Origin of the sequence: Barrientosiimonas endolithica (genome assembly GCF_030296655.1) — a bacterium.
Taxonomy (GTDB): domain Bacteria; phylum Actinomycetota; class Actinomycetes; order Actinomycetales; family Dermatophilaceae; genus Barrientosiimonas; species Barrientosiimonas humi.
In genome coordinates, this window is sequence record NZ_AP027735.1 from 709,223 (window position 1) to 722,528 (window position 13,306).

Annotated in this window: 14 protein-coding genes; 7 read left to right on the forward strand and 7 right to left on the reverse strand. The window is 73.8% G+C overall.

What is annotated here, in order from left to right:
* Positions 1-124: 124 nt before the first annotated feature.
* The gene (locus tag QUE40_RS03705; RefSeq protein ID WP_289232359.1) at positions 125-1,531 is read left to right on the forward strand and encodes a hypothetical protein; all 1,407 of its coding nucleotides are present in this window, start codon (positions 125-127) and stop codon (positions 1,529-1,531) included.
* 46 nt (positions 1,532-1,577) lie between these two features.
* Here QUE40_RS03705 and QUE40_RS03710 read toward each other — a convergent pair whose 3' ends face one another.
* Together QUE40_RS03710 and QUE40_RS03715 are read right to left on the reverse strand one after the other, a co-directional pair.
* Complete coding sequence (locus QUE40_RS03710; protein WP_289232360.1) at positions 1,578-2,378, reverse strand: enoyl-CoA hydratase/isomerase family protein; 801 nt, start codon at positions 2,376-2,378, stop codon at positions 1,578-1,580.
* Entirely contained in the window at positions 2,375-3,160 is a 786-nt protein-coding gene (locus tag QUE40_RS03715) for a PaaX family transcriptional regulator (protein ID WP_142004469.1), read from the reverse strand. Before QUE40_RS03715 ends, QUE40_RS03710 begins: the two co-directional genes overlap by 4 nt.
* A gap of 159 nt (positions 3,161-3,319) precedes the next feature.
* Here QUE40_RS03715 and QUE40_RS03720 point away from each other — a divergent pair, with 159 nt between their 5' ends.
* Both QUE40_RS03720 and QUE40_RS03725 read left to right on the forward strand, forming a co-directional pair.
* Positions 3,320-3,487, forward strand: a complete 168-nt coding sequence (locus QUE40_RS03720) for a DUF3117 domain-containing protein (RefSeq protein ID WP_142004470.1) — start codon at positions 3,320-3,322, stop codon at positions 3,485-3,487.
* A gap of 204 nt (positions 3,488-3,691) precedes the next feature.
* Positions 3,692-4,870 (forward strand): glucose-1-phosphate adenylyltransferase family protein, encoded by a 1,179-nt coding sequence (locus QUE40_RS03725; RefSeq protein WP_236022224.1) that lies wholly within the window; start codon positions 3,692-3,694, stop codon positions 4,868-4,870.
* A 32-nt stretch (positions 4,871-4,902) separates the two neighbouring features.
* On the opposite strand, the gene QUE40_RS03730 is transcribed toward QUE40_RS03725, so the two are convergent.
* Positions 4,903-5,538 carry an O-methyltransferase gene (locus QUE40_RS03730; protein ID WP_289232361.1) on the reverse strand — a complete coding sequence of 212 codons (636 nt, stop codon included), beginning with the start codon at positions 5,536-5,538 and terminating at the stop codon, positions 4,903-4,905.
* Between the two features lie 252 nt (positions 5,539-5,790).
* On the opposite strand from QUE40_RS03730, the gene sigE reads away from it, so the two are divergent.
* The 4 genes from sigE to QUE40_RS03750 are packed head-to-tail and all read left to right on the forward strand — an operon-like array spanning position 5,791 to position 8,933.
* Positions 5,791-6,339: an RNA polymerase sigma factor SigE gene (gene sigE / locus QUE40_RS03735; RefSeq protein ID WP_289233002.1), complete on the forward strand. Its 549-nt coding sequence runs from the start codon at positions 5,791-5,793 to the stop codon at positions 6,337-6,339.
* The gene (locus QUE40_RS03740; RefSeq protein WP_142004474.1) at positions 6,339-6,944 is read left to right on the forward strand and encodes an anti-sigma factor; all 606 of its coding nucleotides are present in this window, start codon (positions 6,339-6,341) and stop codon (positions 6,942-6,944) included. The genes sigE and QUE40_RS03740 overlap by 1 nt, the downstream gene beginning before the upstream one ends.
* Positions 6,945-6,974: 30 nt before the next feature.
* Entirely contained in the window at positions 6,975-8,486 is a 1,512-nt protein-coding gene (locus QUE40_RS03745) for a S1C family serine protease (protein WP_289232362.1), read from the forward strand.
* 48 nt (positions 8,487-8,534) lie between these two features.
* On the forward strand, positions 8,535-8,933 hold the full coding sequence (locus tag QUE40_RS03750) for a twin-arginine translocase TatA/TatE family subunit (protein ID WP_142004476.1): 399 nt from the start codon (positions 8,535-8,537) through the stop codon (positions 8,931-8,933).
* 200 nt (positions 8,934-9,133) lie between these two features.
* Here the strand turns inward: QUE40_RS03750 and QUE40_RS03755 are convergent, their stop codons facing one another.
* The 4 genes from QUE40_RS03755 to QUE40_RS03770 are packed head-to-tail and all read right to left on the reverse strand — an operon-like array spanning position 9,134 to position 12,744.
* On the reverse strand, positions 9,134-10,270 hold the full coding sequence (locus QUE40_RS03755) for an Mrp/NBP35 family ATP-binding protein (RefSeq protein ID WP_289232363.1): 1,137 nt from the start codon (positions 10,268-10,270) through the stop codon (positions 9,134-9,136).
* Between the two features lie 41 nt (positions 10,271-10,311).
* Complete coding sequence (locus QUE40_RS03760; protein WP_142004478.1) at positions 10,312-10,935, reverse strand: DUF1003 domain-containing protein; 624 nt, start codon at positions 10,933-10,935, stop codon at positions 10,312-10,314.
* Complete coding sequence (locus tag QUE40_RS03765) at positions 10,928-12,247, reverse strand: magnesium transporter MgtE N-terminal domain-containing protein (protein WP_142004479.1); 1,320 nt, start codon at positions 12,245-12,247, stop codon at positions 10,928-10,930. The genes QUE40_RS03760 and QUE40_RS03765 overlap by 8 nt, the downstream gene beginning before the upstream one ends.
* Positions 12,248-12,252: 5 nt before the next feature.
* Positions 12,253-12,744, reverse strand: a complete 492-nt coding sequence (locus QUE40_RS03770; protein WP_289232364.1) for a hypothetical protein — start codon at positions 12,742-12,744, stop codon at positions 12,253-12,255.
* Positions 12,745-13,306 lie beyond the last annotated feature (562 nt).

Sequence of the window (13,306 nt, forward strand, 5' to 3'; positions counted from 1 at the left end):
TATGCGGCGATGCAGGCCTGCGGGGTGGTGGACGATCATCTCGAGGGATGCGTGAGCGGCCGGGAGGGCCGCGACGCCGCAGCAGCACAGGCAGCACCGGCCGGGGAGCAGGATGACGACCACGATGACCGAACCAGACGCATCGGCCGCACCGGCCAGCGAGCGGGGCCGCGCGGGCTCCCCGTGGCGCCGGCTCCTGGAGCAGCGCTTCCTGCCCCTGGTCGTCGCCGGCTACCTCGCGTGCCGGTTCTTCTCGTTCGTGGTGATCTCCCTCGTCGCCGGCCACCAGGACCCCGGTGGCATCCCGCGCGGGCCCGAGGACGGCGTACAGCCCGGTTATCTGGACATGACGCGCGTCTGGGACGGCGACTGGTACCGCCGGATCGTCGAGGAGGGCTACCCCGACGTGCTGCCGCGCGACGAGCAGGGCGAGCTGCAGCAGAACCAGTGGGCGTTCTACCCGCTGTTCCCGATGCTGGTGCGCGCGCTGATGACCGTCACCGGCGGGTCGTTCGGCCTGGTCGCCTCGAGCCTGGCGCTGGTGCTCGGCACCGCCGCGGCCGCGGTCATGGCGGTGCTGCTGCGCGACCGCGTCGGCCCGTTCGTCGCGCTGTGCGCGGTGCTCGTCTACGCCGCCTCGCCGCCGTCGCCCACGCTGCAGCTGGCGTACACCGAGTCGCTCGCGATGCTGCTGCTCACCGGCTTCCTGCTCGCGGTCTCGCGCGAGAAGTGGGGCGTCGCGATCGCCCTCGCGCTGCTCACCGGGCTCGCCCGCCCGATCGCCGTCCCGCTCGGTCTCGTCGCGCTCGTCGCGGTGATCTGGCGCTGGCGCGACCGCCACGACCGCCCGATCGGCCGGGGTGAGTACGCCGCGATGCTCGGCGCGCTCGTCGCGTGCGGCGTCAGCGGCCTGATGTGGGCGACGTACGCCGGCTGGCGCACCGGCATCCGCTCGGCCTACACCGACACGATGGCCACCTGGCGGGCCGAGGGCGAGATCCACCCGTTCACGCCGTGGTTCAAGAACGCCGGGTACGCCCTCGGCGACACCACCGGTCCGCTCCTGGTCGTCGTGCTCGTCGGGCTGGTCGTGCTCGCCTTCGCGGGCCCGTGGGCCGCCGGCCTCGGGCCGGTGCTGCGCACCTGGTCGCTCGGATACCTGCTCTACCTCGGTGCCGTGCTCGACCCGTGGACCAGCACCTACCGCTACCTGCTGTTCCTGTTCCCGCTCGCCGTCGTCGCGATCGGCGGCGGCTGGGCGCGCACCGACCCCCGCGCCCGCGAGTTCCGGTTCACCGGCCTGCGCACGGTGGTGCTGGTCGGCCTCGGCCTCGCCTGGCAGGTGTGGTGGATCTGGGAGCTGCTGCGCATCATCCCCCAGCAGATAACCCGATCTAGTTTCCTTGGCCTCGGCTCCTCCTCCGGCAGGGGCTTGCTGCGCTGCGCCCCTGCCGGCATCGTCGCCGAGGCGCGCGCTGGGTCACCGCCCGGTGCGCGTACCGAGGCGCACGGTTGCGCGGTGGACCGCTGAGGGGTGCGGCTGGGCGCACGGTCGGGCGGTGGACCGCCGAGACGGGTCAGCGCCCGTGGAAGGTCGGCTTCTCCTTGGCGAGGAAGGCCTCCACGGCGTCGCGGTGGTCCTGGGTCGCGCCGGTGCGGGCCATCAGCTCGCCCTCGTTCTCCAGCGACTCCGCCAGGTCGTGGCTGGCGGCGAAGCCGACGGCGCGCCGCACCGAGCCGTACGCGATCGTCGGGCCCGCCGCGAGCCGTCCCGCGAGCTCGGCGGTCGCCGCCGGCAGCTCCTCGGCCGGGACCACCCGGGTCGCGAGGCCGAGCCGGTCGGCCTCGTCGGCGCGGATCGTGCCGCCGAGCAGCAGCAGCTCCTTGGCCTTGGCCACGCCGACCAGCCGCGGCAGCGTCCACGACGACCCGGTGTCGCAGGACAGCGCGATGCCGGTGAAGGCCAGGTTGAAGCTCGCGGTGTCGGCCAGCAGCCGGAAGTCCGCGGCGAACGCCAGCGACGCGCCCGCGCCCGCGGCCACCCCGTTGAGCGCCGCGACCACCGGCTTGTCCATCGTCGCGAGCAGCGTGACGATCGGGTTGTAGTGCTCGCGCACGGTGACGCCCAGCTCGCCGGAACCGTCGCGCAGCCCGGCCACGTGCTCCTTCAGGTCCTGCCCGACGCAGAACGCCCGGCCGGTGCCGGTCAGCACCACCACCCGCGCCTCCGGGTCCTGCGCCACCGACCGCAGGGTCGCGAGCAGCGCGTCCTTGGTCGCGTTGTCGAGGCTGTTCATCGCCTCCGGGCGGTTCAGCCGCACGGTGGCCACCCCGCCCTCGAGCTCGAGCACGACGGGGCCCTGCGTGGACTCGCTCATGACACTCCTTGCTGGTCGAGGCAGGCGTCGACGTACGCCGACGCCCGGGGGAGCAGCGCGCTGCTCAGTCGGTCGAAGCAGGCAGCCGCACGGTCGCCGGCCCAGTCTGCGGGAAGCACCGCGTCGGGCAGCCCCGGGTCGCGGAAGAGGAACTTGCGCCACTCGTGCACGAGCTCGGTGCGCCGGGCGTACGCCGTGCGCTCGTCGAGCCCGTCGACGTCGGGCACGAGCGTGCCCGCCCACCGCACGAACCCGTCGTACGCCCTCGTCAGCTCGGCGAGGTCCCACAGCTCGGCCGCGAGCGCGCGTCCGTCGCCGTCGAGCTCGGCCGAGAACGCGTGCACCGGCACCTCGCCGACGGCGCTGTCGAGCTCGGGGGAGGGGCGCGGCGCGATCCAGGTGTCGGCCGACATCCGGGCGTAGCCGAGGTAGGTCAACGAGTCGGCGACCCGCGCCCGGTGGCTGCGGTCGGCGATCCGCTCGGCCAGCACGACCAGGTGCCAGCGGCCGTCCCAGCCGGGTGCGCTGCTGCGATAGATGCGCTCCCACGCGGCCGACAGGCGCCGCTCGGCCCGCGGGGTCATCGCGTAACCGCGGGTGCCGTCGTGCTCGTGCGCCTCGAGCCACCCCTCGCGGCTGAGCCGGGAGACGGCGGTGCGCACCGCCTCGGGCCGCACGTCGACGGCGCCGAGCAGCCGCACCACGGAGGCGATCGGCGCCCATCCACCCCGGCGGGCGAGGTGATCGCCGTACAGATCGAAGACGGCGGCCCGGGCGTGCATGAGCACAGTTTGCCGCAGCGGGCTCCTGTGAGATTTCCCCCAGGGCGCTCGGGCAGGGGATAATGCCTGCAGCAGCAGAGCGCTCGTGACGGCTGACCGAGGCAGGACGACCGCGTGACTTCGGCGCTCGGATGAGTCGCGCGACAGAAAGGGAGACCCATGGCGGCGATGAAGCCCAGGACCGGTGACGGCCCGCTCGAGGTGACCAAGGAGGGCCGCAGCATCCTGCTGCGCATGCCCCTGGAGGGCGGTGGCCGGTTGGTCGTCGAGATGAACGCCGAAGAGGCGAAGGCGCTCGAAGACGCCATCAAGGGCTGCATCGGCTGAGCCAGCCCCGTCGTCGACGGCCCCGATCCGCACGCCGGGTCGGGGCCGTCGTACGTCCGGCCCCAGCGGGCGGGGGAGGCGCCGCACCCGCACGGGCGGACGGGCGTACCTTCCCCTGACAGACCCGCGGGCATCGGGTTTCATGACGCCATGGCTCGATCACGACACCTCGCCGTTGTCCAGGCCGGCGGTCAGGGTTCGCGCATGGGAGTGCTCACCGAGGAGCGCGCCAAGCCCGCCCTGCCGTTCGCCGGCTCCTACCAGCTCATCGACTTCCCGCTGTCGAACCTGCACCACAGCGGGATCGACTGGGTGTGGCTGTGCCTGCAGTACCAGGCCGACACCCTGCACGACGTCGTCGCCAACGGGCGACCGTGGGACCTCGACAAGACCCGCGGCGGCCTGCGCCTGGTCTTCCCCCGCCAGACCAGCGGTGACGGGGACGACCTCGACGAGGGCTTCGCCACCGGCAACGCCGACCAGCTCTACCGCATCCGTGAGGCCCTGGCCGAGTCCGACGCCGACGTCGTGCTCGTGATGAGCGCCGACCACGTCTACGAGATGGACTACACCGACGCCATCCGCACCCACGAGGAGGCGGGCGCGGAGTGCACGGTGGTGACCACCACGACCTCGATCGAGGAGGCGGCCAGCCACGCCACCGTCGAGTCCGCCGCCGACGGCACGGTCACCCTGTTCGAGTACAAGCCGGAGAACCCCACGACCGGCACCATCGCCACCGAGGTGTTCGTCTACGACCGCGAGCTGCTGGTGCAGGGGCTCGAGGAGCTCGCCGACCAGCTGGCCGACGAGGCCGAGGAGGGCGACAGCGGTCTCGGCGACTTCGGCGAGCACCTGCTGCCCTGGTTCGTCGACCGCGGCAAGACCGTGGTGCACGCGCTCGAGGGCTACTGGATGGACGTCGGCCGGCCGGAGACGTACCTCCAGGCGCACCGCGACATGATCGAGGGCAAGGTCGACGCGTTCGACGCGGACTGGCCGATCCTCACCCAGCAGCCGCAGCGCGAGCCGGCCCGGTTCGACAAGGGCTCGGTGGTCGAGGACTCCTTCGTCAGCCCCGGCGCGGTCGTCGCCGGCACCGTCAAGCGCAGCGTGCTCGGCCCGGGCGTGCGGGTCGAGAAGGGCGCCACGGTCACCGACTCGGTGATCTTCAGCGACACCGTCGTGCGCGCCAAGGCGCAGGTGAGCTGGTCGATCGTCGACGAGGACGTGACCATCGGCAAGGGCGCGGTGGTCGGCGGGCGGCCGCGCAAGCGCCCGGTGCCCAGCGAGTCGATCACGATGATCGGCACCGGCGCCCGGGTGCGCGGCGGCGGCACCGTGAAGATGGGCGAGCAGGTCGCCCCGCGCGGGCGCCGCTGACACCGGGCGGCCGGGCCGGCCGCCGTCCTGCCTCAGCCGCGCAGGACGGCGGTCAGCAGCCCGTCGCCGACCGGCAGCAGCGTCGTGACCAGGCGCTCGTCGTCACGCAGCTGCTTGCCGAGGTCGCGCAGCACCACGGTGGTCTCGTCGCGCACCGCCGGGTCGCCGACCCGGTCGTGCCACAGCATGTTGTCCAGCACGAGCGTGCCGCCGGGGCGCAGCAGCCGCAGCGCCTGCTCGACGTAGGCGGGGTACTCCGGCTTGTGCCCGTCGACCAGCACGAGGTCGTACGCCCGGTCGGCCAGGCGCGGCAGCACGGCGAGCGCGCTGCCCACGATGGTGCGGGTGCGCTGCGGGGGATAGCCGGCGGAGGCGTACGCCTGCTTGGCCGCGCGCTGGTGCTCCGGCTCGATGTCGATGGTGGTGAGCACCCCGTCGCGGGGCATCCCGCGCAGCAGCCACAGACCCGAGGAGCCGGCGCCGCTGCCGATCTCGACGACCGCGCGCGCGGCCGTCGCCGCGGCCAGCACGCTGAGCGCCGCACCCACCGCGGGGGCCACCGGGGTCGCGCCGAGCTCGTCGCCCCGCCGCCGGGCCGCCTCGATGGCCTCGGGCTCGGTGGGGAACTCCTCGGCGTAGGCCCACGTTGTGGGTCGCATGGTGCTCATGGTCCCGACTGTAGTGGCGCGCCGCCGGCCGGCCGCAGCCGCGCGCGGTCGGACCCCGCATGCTGCGTGGCCAGCCGGTGCACAGCAGACGTCCAGGTTCACGCCCGAGAATGGGGACATCGGCGGTGCCGGGGCATCGCCGCAGAAAGGTGAACCGACCATGAGCACCGACTCGACGATCCTGCGCGGCCGTCCGCGCACCGAGGTGCCCGACGAGGCGCCCCCGGCTGGGAGCCGCCCAGCTGGGAAGAGATCGTCACCGAGCACTCCGCCCGCGTCTACCGCCTGGCCTACCGGCTGACCGGCAACGTGCACGACGCCGAGGACCTCACCCACGACGTGTTCGTGCGGGTGTTCCGCTCGCTGCACTCCTACCGGCCCGGCACGTTCGAGGGCTGGCTGCACCGGATCACCACCAACGTCTTCCTCGACAAGATGCGCCGCAAGCAGCGCATCCGCTTCGACGCGCTCGCCGACGACGCCGCCGCCCGGCTGCCCAGCCGCGAGGTCGGCCCCGAGCAGCAGCTCACCGACGCGCAGTTCGACGACGACGTGCAGCGCGCGCTCGACGCCCTGCCGCCCGACTTCCGCGCGGCCGTCGTGCTCTGCGACATCGAGGGGCTGTCGTACGACGAGATCGCCGCGACCCTCGGCATCAAGCTCGGCACCGTGCGCTCGCGCATCCACCGCGGCCGCGCCCAGCTGCGCGACGCGCTGGCCCACCGCGACCCGGCCGTGCGCGCCGCCGCGCGGGTCGAGACCCCGACCGCGCCGCTGTCCCCGGTGGTGGCCGGCACCTGATGACCTCGGCGCCCCGGATGCTGCGACGCGACCCTTCCGAGGGTCGCCATCTGGGTGACCTCGTGCACGACTACGTCACCGACGCCCTGCCGGGCGACCAGGCGCACCGCGCCGACCAGCACCTGCTCGTGTGCGGCATGTGCCGGGCCGCCGTCGACCAGGAGCGCCGGCTCATCGCGAGCCTGCAGGCGTTCCCCGCCCCGGGGCGGCACCAGGACCTCGTGAGCGGCCTGCTCGGCCTGGCCCAGGAGCTGCCGGCCCCGCCCCCGCCGCCGGCGCGCCCCACCGGCCGGCCCTGCCCGAGCATCGTCTCCACCGGGGCGCCCGCGCAGTACCAGTCGGCCCGCCACTCCCTGGCCGCGGCGCTGGTCGCCGTGGTCGGCTGCGCCGGAGCCGCAGCCGTCGTGGCCACCGTCCCGGCGCGCACCGCCCAGCCGGGCCGGGCCCCCGCGACCCCGATCACCTCGGTCCAGCTGCGCGGGCTGCCCACGACCGGCAGCGGCGTCGGACCGGTCGCCGCGAACCGCGCCGAGGAGGACGCCCGGGCGGCCACCGGTGGCGCCACCGTGCGCCTGCAGACCGGTGCCGTCATCCGGGTTCCGTGACGCCCCGCCCCCTGCGGCACAATCCCAGTCATGACCGACGACCGATCCGGCAGCACGCCTGCCTCCGGCCGGCGCCCTGACGGCACTGCGCCGGACACCCCCGCCGGGTCGGCCGACCCCACCCCGCCCCCGTCAAGCACGCCGCCGCCGACCACGCAGCCGATCGACCTCGACAGCACCGGTGCCATCGGCCGCGCCCCGGCGCCCGCCCAGCAGCCGGACGGGTCCGCACCCCAGGCGCCCCGCTGGTCGACCCGGCCCAGCCAGGGAGCCGCGCCGCTGCCCGGCGCTCGCCGACCGGGCGGACCAGGCGGTCCCGGCGACGGGCGTACGTCCGCCGCGCCTGGCCCGGTCCCGCCCGGTGCCACCGGCGCAGCTGCGGCACCGGCCTCCTCGGGAGTCCCGGCCACCGCCGCGACCCCCGTCTCGGCGGCCGCGCCACCCGCTGCACCGCCGCGTCGGGGCCGGGGCGGCCTGGTCGCGGGAGCCGTCGCCCTCGCGCTGCTCGCCGGCGGCGCGGGCGGCCTCGCGGGCGCCGCGCTGAGCGACCGGCAGCAGGAGAGCGCCGCGCAGTCCGGCCAGGTCACCGACCCTGACGTGTCCCAGGTGGCGCAGTCGGTGCTGCCCGGCGTCGTGACGCTGCGGGTGGGGGAGAGCGCGAGCTCCGGCGGCGTCGGCGGCAGTGAACGCTCCGGCACCGGGTCGGGCTTCGTGATCCGTCAGGACGGCTACATCCTCACCAACAACCACGTCGCGACGGCGGCCGGCGAGAACGGCAAGATCACCGTGGTCTTCGCCGACGGGGAGCAGGTGCCCGCGACCCTGGTCGGGCGCGACGCCTCCTACGACCTGGCCGTCGTCAAGGTCGACAAGACCGGCCTGCCGACGCTGCTGTTCGGCAGCTCCGACCGGGTCAAGGTCGGCAACCCGGTGATCGCGGTCGGCGCGCCGCTGGGGCTCGACAGCACCGTCACCACCGGCATCGTGTCCGCGCTGAACCGGCCGGTCGTGGCCGGGCAGAGCCAGGACCAGCGGTCGTACATCAACGCGGTGCAGACCGACGCCGCGATCAACCCCGGCAACTCCGGCGGCCCGCTGGTCGACGAGCGCGGTCAGGTCGTCGGGATCAACACCGCCATCGCGCGGGTGCCCGGCTCCAGCTCGGGCAGCGGCGGCAACATCGGCCTCGGCTTCGCCATCCCCGCCGACACCGCCAAGCGCACCGCCGACCAGCTCATCAAGTCGGGCAAGGCCGAGCACCCCGCGATCGGGGCGCTGCTCGACCAGAGCTACACCGGCGAGGGGGCGCGGATCACCGGCTCCGGGTCGACCCCGGCCGTCACCCCCGGCGGGCCCGCCGACAAGGCCGGGCTCAAGGACGGGGACGTCGTGCTGAGCATCGACGGGCGCAAGGTCACCAGCGCCGACATGCTCATCGTCACGATCCGGTCCAAGGCCGTCGGGGACCGGGTGCGGCTGTTGGTACGGTCCGGGGGCAGCGAACGCACGGTCGAGATGGTGCTCACCGCGGGCGCGAGCTGAGCAGGCACCCAGTGACCACGACCAGACGCGCGAGGAGGGGCTGAGCAGGTGGAGCTGTTCGGGATCAACACGACCGAGTTCCTGATCGTGCTCGTCCTCGCCATGCTGGTCATCGGGCCCGACAAGTTGCCCGAGTACGTCCAGAAGCTGCGCGAGGGCATCACCAAGGCCCGCGAGATGGCCGACGGAGCGCGCTCGCAGCTGAAGGACCAGATGGGTCCGGAGTTCGAGGACATCAACTGGCGGCAGTACGACCCGCGGCAGTACGACCCCCGCGCCATCGTGCGTCAGGCGCTGTTCGACGAGCCCCGGCCCGAGGACCCCGCAGCGGCGCAGACGATGCCGGACCGCACCCCCGACCACGTGCCCGAGACCCCCGCGCAGCCGGACTACCTGACCCGGTTCGACCCCGACCGCGCCACCCCCTGGGACATCGACGCGACCTAGGGAGCCGTTGGTCTCCCGGAGCGCCCTGGGGCCCGCGCGGCGAACCGGTCGTTGCCGACTCGCTGTTCCGCGGTCCCCGCCAGCGCGCCTTTACTCTGGGGCGGCTCGTGCGCCAGCCGGCGGGGTCTCCTGGCGCACTACCTGCCCCAGAGTAAAGCCGCTGACGCGGCACCCCGGGGGCGAGGCCGCTGCCCAGGGGCTCAGCGCCCGGCGGGCGTGAGGCCGAGGGAGCGGCCGGCGAGGCCGCGGGAGCGGGAGCTCAGCGAGCGGGCGATGCCGCGCAGGGCCGTGCCGGCGGCGCTGTCGGGGTCGGTGAGCACGACCGGGGTGCCGTTGTCGCCGCCCTCGCGCAGGCGGGTGTCGAGCGGCACCTGGCCGAGCAGCGGCACCTGCGCGCCGACGCTGCGGGTGAGCGACTCGGCGACGGTGCGGCCGCCGCCGCTGCCGAACAGCTCCTGACGGGAGCCGTCGGGCAGCTCCAGCCACGACATGTTCTCCACGACGCCGACGATCCGCTGCTTGGTCTGCAGCGCGATCGCGCCGGCCCGCTCCGCCACCTCGGCGGCAGCCTGCTGCGGGGTGGTGACGACCAGGATCTCGGCGCCCGGGATGAGCTGGGCGACGGAGATCGCGATGTCACCCGTGCCGGGCGGCAGGTCGAGCAGCAGCACGTCCAGGTCGCCCCAGAAGACGTCGGCGAGGAACTGCTGCAGCGCGCGGTGCAGCATCGGGCCGCGCCAGACGACCGGCTGGTTGCCGGGCACGAACATGCCGATCGAGATGACCTTCACCTCGTGGCTGATCGGCGGCAGGATCATGTCGTCGACCTGCGTCGGGCGGTGCTCGACGCCGAGCATGCGGGGCACCGAGAAGCCGTAGATGTCGGCGTCGACCACGCCGACCTTGAGGCCCTCCTGGGCCAGGGCGGCCGCGAGGTTGACCGTGACCGACGACTTGCCGACGCCGCCCTTGCCGGAGGCGACGGCGTAGACCCGGGTCAGCGACCCGGGCTTGGCGAAGGGCACCTCGCGCTCGGCCTGGCCGCCGCGCAGCTGCTCCTTGAGGGAGGCGCGCTGGTCGTCGCTCATGACCCCGAGCTGTACGTCGACGCCGGTGACGCCCTCGACGCCCGAGACGGCGGTGGTGACCCGTTCGGTCAGGGTCGCCTTGAGCGGGCAGCCGGCGATGGTGAGCAGCACGGTGACCCGCACCTGCCCGGCGTCGCTGATCTGCACGTCGTCGACCATGCCGAGCTCGGTGATGGGGCGACGGATCTCGGGGTCGTCGACGGTCGCGAGCGCGGCCTGAACGGCGTCCTGGGTGGGGATGGCGGACATATCACCATCGTAGGTCGAGCCCGGTGCGGCTCGACCAGCGGTCAGCCCTGGCGCGACTGCTGCGCGTCGGCGGCCTTGTCCGGCTCCTGCGGACGCAGCGTCCCGCGCTCCTCCAGCTCCTCCAGCAGCGAGCGCAGCTCGGAGCGCACGAAGTCGCGGGTCGCGGTGTCGCGCAGCGCCAGGCGAAGCGACGCCACCTCGCGGGTGAGGAACTCGGTGTCGGCGAGGGCCCGCTCGTCGCGGGCCCGGTCCTGCTCGAGCCCTACCCGGTCGCGGTCGTCCTGCCGGTTCTGCGCGAGCAGGATCAGCGGGGCGGCGTAGGACGCCTGCAGCGACAGCAGCAGGGTGAGCAGGGTGTAGTTCAGCGCTCGCGGGTCGAACTGCGCCGACTCGGGCATGAACGTGTTCCAGCCGAGCCACAGGACCACGAAGATGGTCATCCCCATGAGGAACGTGGCGGTCCCCATGAACCGGGCGAACCGCTCGCTCCACACGCCGAAGCGCTCGTTGTCCCAGGGCACCCGGGGCAGCAGACGGCCGCGCCGCTCCAGCGGTTGGTCGAGCCGCTGCTGCGGACGCTCGCGCCGGGCCAGTCGCTTGGCGCGCTGCCCCTCGCGCGTCTCGCGGTCGCGGCCGCGCTCGTCGGACGTGCCGCGCTCAGCCACGGCGACCTCCGATCGTGGTGGGGCGCGGCTGCTCGCCGCTGTGCAGCTCGTGACGGCGCTCGCGCCAGTCGTCGGGCAGCACGTGGTCGAGCACGTCGTCGACCGTGACGACACCGACGAGGCGGCCGGCGTCGTCGCACACGGGCATGGCGACCAGGTTGTAGGTCGCGAACGTGCGGGTCACCGCGGCCAGCGGCAGCGAGGGGTCGATGGGCTCCACCGAGCTGTCGACGACCTGGCCGACCGCGCTGTGCGGCGGCTCGCGCAGCAGCCGCTGCGTGTGCACCATCCCGATGTAGCGGCCGGTCGGCGTCTCGTGCGGCGGCCGGGTGACGAACACCGCCGACGCCAGCGCCGGCGCGAGCTCCTCGCGGCGCACCATCGCCAGCGCCTCGGCGATGGTGGCGTCGGGGCCGAGCAGCACCGGCTCGGTGGTCATCAGACCACCGGCGGTGTTCTCGTCGTACGTCAGCAGGCGCCGCAGGTCGGCCGCGTCGTCGGGCTCCATCCGCTGCAGCAGCGCCTCGGCCTGCTCGGGCGGCAGGTCGGCGAGCAGGTCGGCGGCGTCGTCGGGCTCCATGGCCTCGAGCACGTCGGCGGCGCGGTCGGTCGCGAGGCCGGCGATGATCTCGACCTGGTCGTCCTCGGGCAGCTCCTCGAGCACGTCGGCGAGCTTGTTGTCGTCGAGCGCCGCCGCGACCTCGGCGCGACGCTCCGGCTCCAGGTCGTGGATGACCTCGGCCAGGTCGGCGACGCGCAGGTCGTCGTAGGTCTCCAGCAGCCGCTCGGCGCTCTGCGCCTTCGAGCGCTCCTGCAGCCCGCTGACCTCGTCGACCGGCACCAGCGCCGTGGCGCCGGAGCGGCGTCGGGTCAGCCGGGACAGCGCCTGGCTCGCCGACGAGGAGGCGCTGGGGCGCCGGACGAACACCTTGACGAGCATCCAGTCGCGCCGGGCGTTCTGCTCGAACGCGACGTCCTCGACGATCGCGTCGTAGTCGCCCTCGGGGCTGGCGACCCGAACGGTGCGGTCGAGCAGGTTGGCGACCACCTGCTTCTCGCCGGTGCGCGCCTCGAAGCGGCGCATGTTGACCAGGCCGGTGGTGATCACCGCGCCCGCGTCGATCGCGGTGACGCGGGTCATCGGCACGAACACCCGCCGGCGACCGTGCACCTCGATGACCAGCCCGATGGCGCGCACGCGCTGCGGGCTGCTGAAGGTGACGACGACGTCGCGGACGCGGCCCACCTGGTCACCGACGGGGTCGAAGACCGGCAGACCCGCCAGCCTGGAGACGAAGACCCGGGTGCTCATCGGGCTCAGGTTAGCGAGCGCCCTCGGGGTGGGGCGTGCCCGCCCGTGGTGTCGGCGACGGTCACGTCGGCACGCTCCAGGTCGGGTGCCAGGGCCAGCACGGTCACCCCGGTGTCGGCCCACCGCTGGGGCAGCTCGGCGGGCAGTATGTCGGCGTTGAGCCGCTCGGCGGCCAGCGCCGCGGCCGCCTCGGGCCACGCCCGATCGTCGACGGGCAGCACGCGCACGGCGCACGGCAGCACGGCGAGTCGAGCGCGAGAATCCTTGCCGCGCAGCACGATCGACGCTTCGTCGCCGAGGAACGGCAGCGGCTGCTCGCCCGGTCCGGTCACGAGCAGGACCTGCTCGTCGTGGTAGGCGAACCACGCGGCGACGGCCTCGTCCGGGGTGACGCCGACCCACAGCACGCTGCTCTTGCTGAGCGCCTCGTGGACGAGTCGGCCGACCGGCGGGGGCGTCTCGTCGGCGGGGGACTTCGGGCTGGGGGGCGTCGTCACGCGACCAACTCTAGGCAGTGCGCCGAGGGGTGATGGAGATCACGTCGTTCGATTGGAAACTTTTCGACGTCGAAACTATTGTACGTAGTGCAAGGTCACCGACGAGGTCAGGCGAAGGAGGGGGACCGTGAACACGACCATGTACACCCGCGGCGGGCAGGCCATCGTCCGCGCCGCGGACGTCTACCGCACCGAGCGGATGCGCAACCGCGCCCGGCGCGTGCTGTGGCTCAGCCGGTGAGCTGACCACCACGAGACAAGCCCTCTGCCTTCTCGGCAGGGGGCTTCTTCGTGCTTCCCCGAGAGACCTCTCTCGGGAACTGGTGCAACCGGGCACGACTGGCGTACGTCTTGTCCGTAGATGGGTCAGGGGGCTCATCGCGCCGTCCCAGCGGCGAGACACGTGAAGGAACGGACAAATGAACAGCAACACTGTGATCGACCGGCGCATCGCGCTGCAGGGGGCGGCCGCCGCAGGGGCCCTGGGGGTCATCGGGCTGGCGAACGCCGGAGGGGCGAGCGCCGCGTCAGGGGAGCGCCGCGGCCGCGCCGGCGCCCAGCA

Bases quoted from the DNA above. Each gene is read 5' to 3' on its own strand.
- QUE40_RS03705 (WP_289232359.1), top strand. From the start codon at position 125: ATGACCGAACCAGACGCATCGGCCGCACCGGCCAGCGAGCGGGGCCGC.
- QUE40_RS03710 (WP_289232360.1), bottom strand. From the start codon at position 2,378: ATGAGCGAGTCCACGCAGGGCCCCGTCGTGCTCGAGCTCGAGGGCGGG.
- QUE40_RS03715 (WP_142004469.1), bottom strand. From the start codon at position 3,160: ATGCACGCCCGGGCCGCCGTCTTCGATCTGTACGGCGATCACCTCGCC.
- QUE40_RS03720 (WP_142004470.1), top strand. From the start codon at position 3,320: ATGGCGGCGATGAAGCCCAGGACCGGTGACGGCCCGCTCGAGGTGACC.
- QUE40_RS03725 (WP_236022224.1), top strand. From the start codon at position 3,692: ATGGGAGTGCTCACCGAGGAGCGCGCCAAGCCCGCCCTGCCGTTCGCC.
- QUE40_RS03730 (WP_289232361.1), bottom strand. From the start codon at position 5,538: ATGAGCACCATGCGACCCACAACGTGGGCCTACGCCGAGGAGTTCCCC.
- QUE40_RS03740 (WP_142004474.1), top strand. From the start codon at position 6,339: ATGACCTCGGCGCCCCGGATGCTGCGACGCGACCCTTCCGAGGGTCGC.
- QUE40_RS03745 (WP_289232362.1), top strand. From the start codon at position 6,975: ATGACCGACGACCGATCCGGCAGCACGCCTGCCTCCGGCCGGCGCCCT.
- QUE40_RS03755 (WP_289232363.1), bottom strand. From the start codon at position 10,270: ATGTCCGCCATCCCCACCCAGGACGCCGTTCAGGCCGCGCTCGCGACC.
- QUE40_RS03765 (WP_142004479.1), bottom strand. From the start codon at position 12,247: ATGAGCACCCGGGTCTTCGTCTCCAGGCTGGCGGGTCTGCCGGTCTTC.